11 protein-coding genes are annotated in these 13,658 nt (G+C 67.9%); 10 read left to right on the forward strand and 1 reads right to left on the reverse strand.

All coding sequences use genetic code 11. From position 1 onward, the window contains the following. Positions 1-178: 178 nt before the first annotated feature. Genes J1N50_RS09735 through J1N50_RS09740 form a run of 3 tightly spaced genes read left to right on the forward strand, consistent with a single transcriptional unit; the run spans position 179 to position 5,707 of the window. Entirely contained in the window at positions 179-979 is an 801-nt protein-coding gene (locus J1N50_RS09735) for an ImuA family protein (RefSeq protein ID WP_215353342.1), read from the forward strand. After that, positions 870-2,420: a Y-family DNA polymerase gene (locus tag J1N50_RS17800; protein ID WP_246553323.1), complete on the forward strand. Its 1,551-nt coding sequence runs from the start codon at positions 870-872 to the stop codon at positions 2,418-2,420. Before J1N50_RS09735 ends, J1N50_RS17800 begins: the two co-directional genes overlap by 110 nt. Beyond that, positions 2,417-5,707 carry an error-prone DNA polymerase gene (locus J1N50_RS09740; protein WP_246553325.1) on the forward strand — a complete coding sequence of 1,097 codons (3,291 nt, stop codon included), beginning with the start codon at positions 2,417-2,419 and terminating at the stop codon, positions 5,705-5,707. Before J1N50_RS17800 ends, J1N50_RS09740 begins: the two co-directional genes overlap by 4 nt. Before the next feature lie 164 nt (positions 5,708-5,871). On the opposite strand, the gene J1N50_RS09745 is transcribed toward J1N50_RS09740, so the two are convergent. After that, the gene (locus J1N50_RS09745; RefSeq protein WP_058456370.1) at positions 5,872-6,693 is read right to left on the reverse strand and encodes a flagellin N-terminal helical domain-containing protein; all 822 of its coding nucleotides are present in this window, start codon (positions 6,691-6,693) and stop codon (positions 5,872-5,874) included. Between the two features lie 247 nt (positions 6,694-6,940). On the opposite strand from J1N50_RS09745, the gene fliE reads away from it, so the two are divergent. Genes fliE through J1N50_RS09780 form a run of 7 tightly spaced genes read left to right on the forward strand, consistent with a single transcriptional unit; the run spans position 6,941 to position 13,656 of the window. Then, on the forward strand, positions 6,941-7,285 hold the full coding sequence (gene fliE, locus J1N50_RS09750) for a flagellar hook-basal body complex protein FliE (protein WP_058456371.1): 345 nt from the start codon (positions 6,941-6,943) through the stop codon (positions 7,283-7,285). A 3-nt stretch (positions 7,286-7,288) separates the two neighbouring features. Continuing rightward, complete coding sequence (fliF, locus tag J1N50_RS09755) at positions 7,289-8,950, forward strand: flagellar basal-body MS-ring/collar protein FliF (protein ID WP_215353344.1); 1,662 nt, start codon at positions 7,289-7,291, stop codon at positions 8,948-8,950. Next, a complete protein-coding gene (locus tag J1N50_RS18025; RefSeq protein WP_215353345.1) occupies positions 8,943-9,983 on the forward strand; it encodes a flagellar motor switch protein FliG in 1,041 nt (346 codons plus the stop codon). The genes fliF and J1N50_RS18025 overlap by 8 nt, the downstream gene beginning before the upstream one ends. Beyond that, entirely contained in the window at positions 9,976-10,578 is a 603-nt protein-coding gene (locus J1N50_RS09765) for a FliH/SctL family protein (RefSeq protein WP_215353346.1), read from the forward strand. The genes J1N50_RS18025 and J1N50_RS09765 overlap by 8 nt, the downstream gene beginning before the upstream one ends. Next, positions 10,575-11,906 carry a FliI/YscN family ATPase gene (locus tag J1N50_RS09770; protein WP_215353347.1) on the forward strand — a complete coding sequence of 444 codons (1,332 nt, stop codon included), beginning with the start codon at positions 10,575-10,577 and terminating at the stop codon, positions 11,904-11,906. The genes J1N50_RS09765 and J1N50_RS09770 overlap by 4 nt, the downstream gene beginning before the upstream one ends. Further along, entirely contained in the window at positions 11,903-12,346 is a 444-nt protein-coding gene (locus J1N50_RS09775) for a hypothetical protein (RefSeq protein WP_215353348.1), read from the forward strand. Before J1N50_RS09770 ends, J1N50_RS09775 begins: the two co-directional genes overlap by 4 nt. Beyond that, positions 12,343-13,656 (forward strand): flagellar hook-length control protein FliK, encoded by a 1,314-nt coding sequence (locus J1N50_RS09780; RefSeq protein ID WP_215353349.1) that lies wholly within the window; start codon positions 12,343-12,345, stop codon positions 13,654-13,656. Before J1N50_RS09775 ends, J1N50_RS09780 begins: the two co-directional genes overlap by 4 nt. Positions 13,657-13,658: the final 2 nt, after the last annotated feature.

The following is a 13,658-nucleotide window of genomic DNA, read 5'->3' on the forward strand; positions in this document are numbered from 1 at the left end:
CGGGCCGACAGACCCCTTTCTTCGGCAAGGGAGGCAGCCGGCCGCGTCGCCCAGAGAGAAGGCCGCTGCGCGGCAGGCGCAACCTCTTCGCGTCTTCGCGTGAAACAAATTCGTACAGCACCGATGTCTTGACAGATGCCCTCGCTCACGCGCTAATGGAACATATCAGGAACAAATGATGCGCGAGTCGTCTTACCCTCTCGCCGGGCTGCGCCAACGCATCGCCCGGATCGCCGCCAGTGGCGGCACGGAAAGCCGCCCGGCCGAGGGTTGGCTGGCGAGCGGCCACGCCGATTTCGACGCCGCGCTCGGCGGCGGGCTCGCGGTCGGGCGCACGCATGAATTTTTCGCCGCCGACGCCCTCGACGGCACGAGCGCCGCGGCTTTCGCTGCGCTGCTCGCGCTCCGCACCCCCGGCACGGCGCCGCTGATCTGGCTGCGCACCGCCGATGCGGCGAGCCGAACCGGACACATCTATGCTCCGGGAATCGCCGAGCTCGGCGGCGACCCCGACCGGTTGCTGCTTGTCGAGACTCCCGACCCCAAAATGCTGCTCGCTTGCGCGAACGATGCGATCCGATGCGCAGGGTCGGCGGCGGTGATCGTCGAAAGCTGGGGGAAATTCCCCTTGCTCGATCTCACCGCCGGGCGCCGCCTTGCACTCGGCGCCCGCGATGCCGGGACGACGCTCCTGATGCTGCGCCTCAATGCCGTGCCGACACCGAGCGTCGCCGAGACCCGCTGGAGCATCGCCGCGGCGGCCTCGCGCGAACTCGAAGCCAATGCGCCCGGCGCGCCCGCCTTCGACCTCGAACTGCTGCGCTGGCGCGCGGGCCCTGCGGGTGGCCGCTGGCGACTGGACTGGAACCATGACGACAAAAGCTTTGGCCACGCCTTCGGGGAGCCGGCGCTATCTGGCGCTGTTCTTCCCGTACCTGCCCGCCGAACGGCTCTGTCGCACGGCGCAGCAGCCGCCTGACGCCCCGCTGGTCTTCGCCGAAAAGCAGCGCGGCGCGCTGCGCATCGCGAGCGTGGACGCGCAAGCGCAGGCGGCCGGGCTCCGCGTCGGCATGCCGCTTGCCGACGCGCGCGCGCAGGTCCCGAGGCTGATCATCGTCCAGCATGATCCGGTCGCCGATCATGCGTGGCTCGACCGGCTGGCCCTCGGCTGCAACCGCTACACGCCGCTCGTCGCGCTCGACGTCCCCGACGGGCTGATCCTCGACATCGCCGGGGCCGAGCATCTGGCAGGCGATGAGGCGGGTCTGGTCGCCGACGCCGAAATGCGCCTGTCGCGGCTCGGCATGAGCGTGCGGCACGCATTCGGTCCGACCGCCGACGCGGCGCGTGCACTCGCGCGCTACCAGACGCGGCCTGCGCCCGATGAAGCCAGTGCGATCCGCCGGCTTTCCGTTGCCGCGCTCGAACTCGGGGCGGAGGCGACGACCGCGCTCGTCCGCGCCGGACTCAAGACGATCGGCGACCTCGCGAGCCGCCCGATGGCGAATATCGCCGCGCGCTTCGGCGCCGGCGCCGCGGTGGCGCTCCGCCGCATCTTGGGCGACGCGCCGAGCCCGCTCGACCCGCGCATCGCGCCGCCGCCGGTCGCGGTCGAGCGCCGCTTCGCCGAGCCGCTCGGCAGCACCGCGCATGCGACCAGGGTGCTGGCCGAACTTGCCGATGAAGCGATCGCGGATTTGCTCGAACGCGGCAAGGGCGGGCGCCATTTCCGCGCGACCTTCTTTCGCAGCGACGGGCTGGCGCGCAGCATCGAAGTCGAGACCGGCCATGCGACCCGCGACACGCGCCTTGTCATGCGGCTGTTCGCCGAGCGGATGGACGGACTCGCCGACCCGCTCGACCCCGGCTTCGGCTTCGACATGATCCGTCTTTCCGTCCCGCGCCTCGACCCGCTGGGCGCAACACAGCTGAAGCTGGAAGGCGGCGAAGTGCGGGCGGCGGCGATGGACGAGCTCGTCGACCGGATGACGACGCGGCTCGGGCGGCGACGTGTCAAAAAATTGATAGCCGAGGACACGCATATTCCCGAGCAGGCGCAGCTCGCGCTCCCCGCGATCGACGCGCCGGCGCCGCTGCCCTGGCAGATGCCGGAGCCCGGCGAGCCGCCTACACGCCCGTTCCACCTGTTCGACCCGCCGCAGCCGATCGAGGTGATCGCCGAGGTTCCCGACGGCCCGCCGCACCAGTTCCGCTGGCGCCGCGCGACGCACGCCGTGCGCCGCTACGAGGGGCCCGAACGCATCGCCGCCGAATGGTGGCGCCGCCGCGACAATGGCGGGCTGACCCGCGATTATTACCGCGTCGAGGACGTCCACGGCCGCCGCTACTGGCTCTTCCGCCACGGGCTTTACGACGAAAAGCCCGACCCGCGCTGGTACATCCACGGTGTGTTCGCATGAACCCCGAACCACCGACCGAACCCGGTTTCGCCGAACTGGTCGCCGCGACCAACTACAGCTTCCTGCGCGGGGCGTCGCATCCGGCCGAGATGGTGGCCGAGGCGATCGCGCTCGGCATGGCCGGCATCGGCATCGCCGACCGGAACAGTGTCGCGGGGGTGGTGCGGGCATGGGCTTTTCTGAAAGAGTTGCAGGTCAAAAATCCCAAGGCAGCAGAAGGCTTCCGGCTGGTGGTCGGTGCAAGGCTCGTCTTTGCGGACGGCACGCCCGACATCGTCGTCTATCCGGTCAGCCGCCATGGCTGGGGCCGACTGACCCGCCTTCTGTCGATCGGCAATCTGCGCACCCAGAAGGGCGGCTGCATTCTCGAACTGGGCGACCTGCTCGACCATTGCGAGGATCTGCTGCTGATCGCGATGGAGGGCGATGAGGAATTGCTTCGCACCCTCAAACGCAAACGGCCGAAATCGGTCTGGCTGGCCGCCACGATGCCGCTGTCGGGTGCCGACACTCGGCGCCTGGCCCAACTCCAACGCGTATCGGCAGCGACAAATATCCCGCTGCTCGCCACCAACGACGCGCTTTATGCAACTGCCGCCCAACGCCCGCTTCACGACATCGTGACCTGTATCCGCGAAGGCGTGACCGTTCAGAAGGCAGGCAAACTGCTGCGCGCCAATGGCGAACGCCATCTGAAGGCGCCTGCCGAAATGAAGCGGCTGTTCGCAGAGAGCCCGGAGGCGATTGATGCCGGCACCAAGCTGCTCGCCCGTATCAATTTCGACCTCGAAGATTTGCGCTACGAATATCCGCACGAGCCGGTGCCGCCGGGCTGGAAGCCGTTCAACTATCTCCACCATCTGGTGAAGACAGCGGCGGAGAAACGCTATGGCGCACCGCTGAAGCCCAAAATCCGCAAGATGATCGGCCACGAACTCCGCCTGATCCGACGGCGGAACTATGTCTATTATTTTCTGACCGTTTACGATCTCGTCCGCTTCGCACGCGCGCAGGAGCCGCCGATCCTGTGCCAGGGGCGCGGATCGGCCGCCAACTCGATCGTCTGCTTTCTGCTGGGCGTCACCTCGGTCGATCCGGACGAGCACAAGCTGCTCTTCTCCCGCTTCGTCTCGGCCGAGCGTGACGAACCTCCCGACATCGACGTCGATTTCGAACATGAGCGGCGCGAGGAGGTCATTCAGTATATTTACGACCGCTACACGCGCGATCGCGCCGCGATCGCGGCAACCGTCATCCACTATCGCCCGCGCAGCACGATCCGCGAGGTCGGCAAGGCGCTGGGGCTGAGCGAAGATGTCACTGCGCGGCTTGCCGACACGAGCTGGGGAAGCTGGGGAGACGAGGTGCCGGTCGAACGGCTGGTCGAAGCAGGGCTCAACCCGCACAATGGCGAAATCGAGCGCCTGCACCGCTTTGTAAGCGAACTGCTGAAAGCACCGCGCCACCTGTCACAGCATGTCGGCGGCTTCGTCCTTACCGAAGGGCGGCTCGATGAGCTGGTCCCCATCCACAATGCCGCGATGGAAGACCGAACCTTCATCGAATGGGACAAGGACGACATCGACGCATTGGGACTGATGAAGGTCGACGTGCTCGCACTCGGAATGCTCACCTGCATCCGCAAATGCTACGACCTGATGCGCGAACATGGGCTGGGCGACCACACGCTGGAGCTCGATATCGATTCCAAGGATCCCGCCGTTTACGACATGCTGTGCCGGGGCGACAGCATCGGCGTTTTTCAGGTCGAGAGCCGCGCGCAAATCAATATGCTCCCGCGCCTGCGGCCCCGGAAGCTCTACGATCTGGTCGTGCAGGTTGCGATCGTCCGGCCCGGACCGATCGAGGGCGATATGGTGCATCCCTATCTGCGCCGCCGGAACGGGGAGGAGGAGGTCGAATATCCCTCGCCGGCGCCGCCGCACGATCCGAACGAGCTTAGGGAAGTGCTGGGTCATACTTATGGCGTGCCACTCTTTCAGGAGCAGGCGATGAATCTGGCGATCACCGCCGCCGGCTTCACGCCCGAAGAGGCCAATGGACTGCGCCGCGCGATGGCGACCTTTCGCAATGTCGGCACGATCGACAATTTCCGCGACAAGATGGTCGGCGGCATGGTCGCGCGCGGATACAAGCAGGATTTCGCCGAACGCTGCTTCAAGCAGATCGAGGGTTTCGGCAGCTATGGCTTTCCCGAAAGCCACGCCCAATCCTTCGCGCGGCTCGTCTATGTCTCGTCATGGATCAAGCACTACCACCCCGCCGTCTTCGCGTGCGGAATTCTCAATTCGCAGCCGATGGGCTTCTATGCCCCCGCGCAGCTTGTGCGCGACGCGCGCGAGCATGGGGTCGAGGTGCGCGAAGTCGATGTGAATGCGAGCGGTTGGGACAACAGCCTCGAACGCCGCGACGACGGCTCGCTCGCGTTGCGGCTCGGGTTCCGGCAGGTCGACGGGTTTCGCGAGGAGTGGGCGAAGGCGATCGCCGACGCGCGCGGCACCGTCCCTTTTGCTTCGATCGAGGAGCTCGCGCGCCGCGCCAACTTGCCTTCACGCGCGCTGCGGCTGATTGCCGCTGCCGACGCCTGCCGGTCGATGGGGCTCGACCGGCGGCCGGCGCTGTGGGATGCGCGACGGGTGCGTCAGGGCGTGCTGCCGCTGTTCGGCGCGGCCGAGGCGAACGAGCTGGGGTTCGAGGAAGATGCGCAGCTCCCGCCGACGCCGATGGTCGAGCATGTTCTGACCGATTACCAGACGACGCGGCTGTCGCTGAAGGGCCATCCGATGGCCTTCCTGCGCGGCGATCTCGCACGCGAAGGCATATTGAGTGCCGCCGAGGTCGCGGCCGCGAAGAACGGAGCGATCGTCCGCACCGCAGGCGTCGTGCTGGTCCGCCAGCGGCCCGGCAAGGGCAATGCGATCTTCATCACGCTCGAGGATGAGGGCGGGATCGTCAACATATTGCTGTGGGCGCGCCATTTCGAACGCTATCGCCGCGCAGTGATGGCGTCGCGGCTGATGCTCGCCGAGGGCGAGGTGCAGCGAAGCAAGGAGGGCGTCATCCACCTGATGGCGACGCGGATCGTCGACCGCACGCCCATGCTCGAAGCGCTGGGCGACGATCGGCGTTTCGTACCCGATCTCTGCCGTGCCGACGAGGTCAAGCATCCGCAAGTGCCGCGCGGACGGTCCGAAGGCGACTATGCGCAGCGCCACGGCCATCCGCGCAATGTGCGCATCCTGCCCAAATCGCGGGATTTTCATTGAAGAGCTTTGGCCCGGCTGACGCCGGGAACGGGCTGGAACCGCGCCTGTTCGGTCACGCCGAAACGGAAAACAAGGATGCCCCGGCTGTGGGGAGCCGGGGCATCGGATCAGGCCAATAAAGGGACCAACCAAAGTTGGCCTGAACTGTTTGCGATGGTTATCTTTTAGCCGCGGAGCAGGTTCATCACGCCCTGCGCGCTCTGGTTCGCCTGCGCGAGCATCGCGGTCGACGCCTGCGACAGGATCTGGGCAGCGGCCAGCTTGGTCGATTCCGCCGAGAAGTCGGTGTCTTCGATGCGCGAGCGCGATTCGTCGAGGTTGGTGACGCGGGCCGACAGGTTGTCGACGGCCGCGGTCAGGCGGTTCTGCTGCGCACCGAGGTTGGCGCGTTCACCGGCGACCGTGGTGATCGCGGTGTCGAGCGTCGCCAGCGCGCCGGTGGCACCGGCGGCAGTCGCAACCGACAGCGCGTTGACGCCGAGCGTCGTGGCGGTGAGGTTGCCGATCGTGATGTTCACGACTTCGGTCGAGTTGATGCCGGTCTGGATGTCGAAGCCGGCGGCAACGCTGCCGTCGAGGAGCTTGTTGCCGTTGAAGGTCGTCTGCGTCGTGATATCGCCGATCTGCGAGATCAGCGCGGTGACTTCCTTCTGCACCAGCGCGCGGTCGGCGTCGGCCAGCGTGCCGTTCGAAGCCTGCATGGCCAGTTCACGCATACGGACGAGGATGTCCGAAATGCTGGCGGCGCCGCTGTCGGCGGTCTGAGCGAGCGAAATGCCGTCGTTCGCGTTACGGATCGCCTGCGTGAAGCCCTTCGAAGCGGCGTTCATGCGGGTCGCGACGGCGAGGCCGGCGGCATCGTCCTTCGCGCTGTTGATGCGCTTGCCCGACGACAGGCGTTCCATCGCCTGCGACTGCATGCGCTCGGCAACACGCGAGCTGTTCTGGGCGCGGAGCGCGCTCACATTGGTGTTGATGACAGTCATGTTGTTCCTTTCCGGCCTCGATGGCCATTCCCGTGATGTGAGGGCTCGAGGAGCGGTCACGGATGCAGTAACGGCGGGCGGCGGCGGCGATTAAGCCGGCGTGTCAAAAAAATGCCGAAGGCAGCGTTAAGCCTGATCCGCATTCATATATCCCGCTGGAAAAGCGCCATAAAATTTTTTGGCACACGCTTTGCATTACTCTTTGGGCGTGCGGTCGACCGCTGCGCACCAGGACGGATGAAAGCTTATGAGCACGATTGACCCGAGCCGGCTGTTGCAGATGCGCAGCACGATTCTCAATCAGAACCAGGCGCTGCAGCGCGCCGCGGGCCGCGGTGCCGCGGACGGCATCGAGGGCGGCGTCGGGGGAACCCCCGATTTCGGCGCCGCCATCAGCAACGCCCTGCAACAGGTCAACAACCAGCAGGCAAAGGCGAGCGAACTCAGCGAAGCCTATGAGCGCGGCGACACGCACGACATCGTCAGCGTGATGATCGAGCGCCAGAAGGCCTCGCTCGGCTTCGAGACCACGCTGCAGGTCCGCAACAAGCTGCTCTCCGCCTATCGCGACATCATGAACATGCCGGTGTAACCCATGGCCGAAACCCAGACCCTCGTCCCCGTCAACGATACCACGAACCGCCTGCCGGTCCCCGGCCTTGGCGGCCGCTTTGCGCCGGTGCAGGATTTCGTCCGCCAGCCCGCCGTCCAGCGCGCCTTGCCGATGATCGCGACCAGCGCCGCCATCGGTATCGCCGCGCTCGCCTATTTCATGACGAGCACCGCCCCGCAGGCGCAGCTCTTCGCCGGGCTCGACGACAGCGACAAGGCGGCGGTCGCCGACGCGCTGCAGTCGCAGGGGATCGCGCACACCATCGACCCGACCACCGGATCGCTGACCGTCGATGCCGACAAGCTCTATCAGGCGCGCATTGCGCTCGCCGGACAGGGGCTGCCGAAGGCGCAGCCGAACGGTGACAGCCTGATCGCCTCGCTGCCGATGGGATCGAGCCGCGCGATCGAGGGCGAAACGCTGCGCTCGGCGCGCGAGGCCGACCTGTCGCGCACGATCGAGACGATCGACGCGGTCAAGGTCGCGCGCGTCCATATCGCCGCCGCCGAGCCCAGCCTCTTCGTCCGCGAGGACAAGCCCGCGACCGCTTCGGTGATGCTGACGCTGCAGAACGGCCGCTCGCTTTCGGACGGCCAGGTCCAGGCGATCCGTTTCCTCGTCGCGTCGTCGGTTCCCGGCATGAACGCCGACGAGGTGCAGGTGATCGACCAGCGCGGGTCGCTGCTGAGCGACGGCGTGTCGAACGCCGACATGAAATCCTTCCAGCTCCAGACGCAGATGGAAGAGCGCTTCCGCCGCGCGCTCGACACTTTGCTCGGGCCGATGCTCGGCGCCGGAAACTATAGCGTCGAGGTCCACGCAGATGTCGACATGTCGGAAAGCCAGGCGACGCGCGAAAGCTTTCCCAAGGACGACCGGGCATTGACCAGCGAACAGGTCACGCGCACCGTCAGCGGCGAAGGCAATGCGCCCGCCGTGGGCATTCCCGGCGCGCTGTCGAACCAGCCGCCGCAGGCGTCGACCGTCACCGACACCGCGCCGCTGCCCTCGGCGCCGGGCGCCCCGGCCCCGGCGCAGACGAACAGCAACGAGAATGCGACCCGCGCCTATGAGGTCGGCCGCGAGATTTCGGTCACGCACCAGCCGCAGGGCCAGCTCCGCCGCGTCTCGGTCGCGGTCGCGCTCAATCAGGGCAAGAAGGCGCTGACCCAGGCCGACATCGCGAAGATCGACGCACTGGTGAAGGGCGCGGTCGGTTATGACGCGACGCGCGGGGACCAGGTCGCGATCAGCCAGCGTCCCTTCGCCACGGTCGAGGACACCGCCCCCGCCTTCTACGACGCCCCCTGGTTCCTGCCGCTGCTGAAGCAGGTCGGCGCGGTGCTCGCCGCGATCCTGGCTTTCTTCTTCATCGGCCGCCCGATGATCAAGGCGGCGAAACAGCGCGCCGTCCAGCGCGCCGAACGCGAGACCCAGCTCGAGGAGACGCTGCTGGCGGTCGCCGACAATCAGGCGTCGCGCGCGGCGAGCCAGCGCCCGAGCAACGAGATCACGCTCGAGATGATCGAGGCGGCGCCGAGCTATGAGGCGCGCGCCAACCTGGTGCGTGCTTTCGTCCGTCAGGACTCGGCGCGCGCCGCGCTCGTCGTCCGCCAGCTGATGCAGGAGGGCACCCGTGGCTGACGAGATCGACACCCTCGACGAAGCCCCCGCCACCGCCAAGCCGGCGATCGAGGGCGCCTCGGCCGCGGCGATCCTGCTGATGCTGCTCGACGAAAGCGAAGCGGCAACGATCCTCAAGCATCTCGATGCCGACGAGGTTCGCCAGCTGGCGCGCTCGATGTTCGACTCGGCGAACGCCAGCGAGGCGCAGATCGACCTCGCGCTCAGCCATTTCGTGTCCGAAAGCCGCAACGTCAGCGCGCTCGCCGTCGGCGCCGATACGCGCATCCGCACCGTGATCCACGAAGCGGTCGGCAATGTCCGCGCCGACAATATCCTCGCCGCCGTCGCGCCGCAGTCGAGCGCCGCGTCGCTGGAAATGCTGCGCTGGATGGACGTCGACGCGATCAGCGCGCTGCTCGCCAACGAACATCCGCAGGTCGGCGCACTGATCCTGTCGGTGCTCGTCCCCGACGTCGCGGCCCGCGCGATCGAGACCCTCGACGAGGCGCTGCAGTCCGAACTGGTCCTGCGCGCGGCGCAACTCACCGCGGTTCCCGCCGCGGCGATAGAGGATCTCGAATCGGTCCTCGCCGCCGCCAATGTCAGCGGCCAGCGCGTCGCCAAGCAGCCGATCGGCGGGCCGAGCGACGTCGCGAAGATCATGAAGAAGATGCCGAAGCAGCTCAGCGAACGCACGATCCGCGCGCTCAAGAAGCAGGACAAGCTGCTCGCGCAGATCATCGAAGAGGAAATGTTCATCTTCGAAAATCTTCGCGATCTCGATGCCAAGAGCCTCGGCACCGTGCTCCGTTCGGTCGACGCGGCGCAGCTCGCGATCGCCCTCAAGGGCACCGACGCCGATATGGTCGACCGCTGCCTTGCCACCATGTCGAAGCGCGCGTCGGAAACGATCCGCGACGAGATGGCGGAGATGACGATGGTCAAGCGCGTCGACGTCGACGAGGCGCAGAAGGCGATCATGCAGGTCGTACGTCAGATGGCGTCCTCGGGCGAGATCATGATCGCGGGCGCCGGAGACGATTATGTCTGACCGCGCCGCCGAAACCACCGCCATCTCGCTCGCCGCCGTCATGGCGCAAAGTCGCGGCTTCCGCCCGATGCAATTCGGCATGGCGCGCGCCGCCGAGATCGTGCCGGTCGAACGCTTCGATGCCGAAGCGGCTCCCGCCGACGATCCGTTCGCGCTCGGCCTGGCCGAGGGCCAGCGCCTCGCCGAAGCGGGCTTTGCGGTCGAACGCGACCATCTGCTCGCACTCGTCGCCGGCGCCGAGGCGCTGCAGGACGAGCCGAGCGAGGAGCTTGCGCAGCTCATCGCCGAAACGGTCGAGCGGCTTGTCCGCCAGATCGTCGAAAGCGCGCCGATCGACGGCGACTGGCTCCGCGCGCAGGCCGAAACCGCCGCCGCGATGGTCGCCGAAGCCGACAAGGCGCGCACATTGTGGGTCAATCCCGCCGATGCCGCGCTGCTGATGGACGCGCCGATCGCGCTCCCGATCGAGGCCGACCCGTCGATGGCGCGCGGCACCGTGCGCATCGAAACCTCGGCCGGCTGGATCGAACATGGCCGCGCCGTCTATTTGAACGAATTGCGCGCCGCGCTCGGCAGCGAGGGACTCGCCGCATGACGCGCCGCCTTGCCATGACCGCGCAGCAGCTTCTGGCGCCCGTCGAACTCGGCGACGCGAGCCCGCGCCGCATCGGCACGCTGGTCGCGCACGAAGGCATCATGCTCGAAGTGTCGGGTTTTCCCCAGCCGCTCGGCAGCAATGTCCGCATCAAGTCGGCGAACAATGACTATGTCTATGGCGAGGTCGTCGGCTTTCGCGGCCACCGCAGCCTCGTCCTGCCGTTCGACACCAACATGCCGCTGGTCACCGGCGCGCCGGTCGAGCCGCACGGCGCCTCCTCGATGGTCACCGTCGGCAAGGCGCTGCTCGGCCGCATCATCGACGCACAGGGCAATCCGCTCGACGGCCGCCCGCCGGTCAAGTCGCATTTCCAGTGGCCGCTCGCCGGCCGCAAGGTCAATCCGCTGCGCCGCGGCCGCGTGACCAAGCCGCTCAACATGGGCGTGCGCGCGATCAACGGCCTGCTCACCGTCAGCGAAGGCCAGCGCGTCGCGATCATCGCGGGCTCGGGCGTCGGCAAGTCGGTGCTGATGGGCCAGATGATCGCGGGTACCGAATGCGACGTGATCGTCGTCGGGCTGATCGGCGAGCGCAGCCGCGAGGTCAGCGACTTCGTCGAGACCAAACTGCCGCCCTCGGTCCGCAAGAAGTCGGTCGTCGTCGCGGTTCCCGCCGACCATCCGCCGCTGCTGCGCCTGCGCGCCGCGATGCGCGCGACCGCGATCGCCGAAAGCTTCCGCGCCGACGGAAAGAAGGTGCTGCTGCTGATCGACAGCCTGACCCGCGTCGCGCACGCGCAGCGCGAGATCGGCCTGACGCTCGGCGAACCGCCGACGATGAAGGGCTATCCGCCCTCGACCTTCGCGCTGATCCCCTCGCTCGTCGAGCGCGCGGGCAACGACAATGCGACCGGCGGATCGATCACCGCGCTCTACACAGTGCTCGCCGACGGCGGCGACATCGACGACCCCGTCGTCGACTCGGCGCGCGCGATCGTCGACGGTCATATCATCCTGTCGCGCACGCTCGCCGAACAGGGCGTCTATCCTGCGATCGACGTCGCCCGGTCGCTGTCGCGCACGATGGCCGATTCGGTCGATCCCGACCATGCGCTCGCCGCAGCGCGCTTTCGCCAGCTCTGGTCGGCCTATGAAGAGAATCGCGATCTGATGCTGATGGGCGCCTATGTCGCCGGCGGCGATCCGGTGCTCGACGAAGCCATCGCGCGCCGCGCCGACCAGCTCGCCTTCGTATGCCAGGCCGCCGGCAGCCAGGTCGATTTCGCCTCCTCCCGCCAAGCCCTGATTGAAGGATTTTCTGCATGAACGCCCGCACCGCACGCCGCAAACGCATCATCCGCGTGCGCACCGTCGAACATCAGATGGCGGAAGCCAATCTCGCGCGCGCCACCGGCGAGCTCGCGAGCCTGGTCGAGCTGTCGAAGCGTCTCGAAACGCTGCGCGCCGACCTCGCGGTGGCCAAGGGCGAAGTCGCGGGCCGCGCGCTCAACACGATCGGCGAGCTCGGGATGCGGCTCGACATGGCGAAGGAAAATCTCGTCGCGCCGCTCGTCAATGCGAGCAGCCGCCGCGATCAGGCCGGCGTCGTCGCGCAGAGCGCGATGGTGAAGGAAGAATCGGCGGTTCGCCTCTACGAGCGCAGCCGCCTGTCCGATGCGCGCGAGCAGGAACGCCGCACCGACGCCAACCGCCCGCATCGCCGCCGCGCGATGAGCCTGCGCCTGCTCGACGGCGGTGCGGCATGATGGCCTCGCTTCCCCAGACCCCGGCGCAGACCGGCCTCGCCTCGATTCTCGCCGCGCTCGGCACCGCCGCGCCCGCGAACGAGAGCGGTGTCGAAGGCGGCTTCGGGCAGCTTCTTGCGAATTTGCCGATCGCCGCGCCGACTACGCCCGCCGCCGCCAATCCTTTCGGTGTCTCGACTTCCATCCAGGCCCCGAACGCGCTGCCGGTCGTCGGCGCATCGGCCGATGCCGACGCATTGCCCGCGCCAGCGTCGACCGCAACGCCGCAGGCGGTATCGCTGTTCGGCTTGCCGCAGCCCGTCATCGATACGCCGGTCGACACCGCGTTGCCCGACCAGACCGCCGTCAAAGTTTCGACAGCACCGGCCGCCGGGACGGCCCCCGCGGTCGATGCCGCGGCTGCGGCCGCCAGCCTGCTGATCGCGGTCGCCACGCCGACCAAGGCGACGGCGCCCGCGAACGACAAGGCCAAGCCGGTTGCGCCGGACGAAGCAAACGCCGCCCTCGATGGCGAAGCAGCGGCCGCCACGCCCGCCGCGTCCGTTCTGCTGCCCGTCGCCGCGATCGTTGACGCGCCGGTCGCCGCCAACACGGTCGCCGCCGCCGCCCCGACCGCCGACAAGCCGGTCGCGCAGAAGGCTTCGAAGACCACCGCACCCGCCGCAGCGTTGCGCCCGGCGGAGTCGGCGTCGCCCACAGTCGTCGGCAAGCCCGCCGAAGCCGCGACAACGCAGCAGCCGACGACCGTCGCCGTCGACCCCAAGGCCGCCAAGCCCGCAGTCGATGCCGCCGCTTCGATGGCCGTGCTCTTTGCCCAGCCCGACCTGCAGGGCGCCGCGCCGCTGGCCGAGGCCGCAAAGGCCGCGCCGGTCGCAGAGCGCGTGCTCGACACCGCCAGCGACGACCAGTGGATCGCGCAGCTCGCCGCCGACATCGCAGCGACCAAATCCGACAAGGGCGAACTCAGCTTCCGCCTGATGCCGCGCCACCTCGGACGCCTCGACGTGTCGATGCTGGCGGGCGACGAGGGCGTCACGCTGCGCCTCGACACGCAGCATGAAGCGACCGCGACGATCGTCCAGACCGCACAGCCGCGCCTTGTCGAGGATCTGCGCCAGCAGGGCGTGCGCGTCGCCGAAGCGCAGGTGACGCACACTCCGGCAGAAGCCGGGCGCCAGCAGATGCAGCAGCACCAGGGCCAGGGCCGCGGCCCCGCCCCCGATGCGAGCCACCTCATCGAAACCGCCGCCGAGCGGCATGACAGCGAAACCGACGAACGCACCGCGGGTCACCGCGGCCGCTTTGCCTGACC

The sequence above is a fragment of the Sphingopyxis soli genome (genome assembly GCF_018682675.1).
Lineage (GTDB): Bacteria > Pseudomonadota > Alphaproteobacteria > Sphingomonadales > Sphingomonadaceae > Sphingopyxis > Sphingopyxis soli.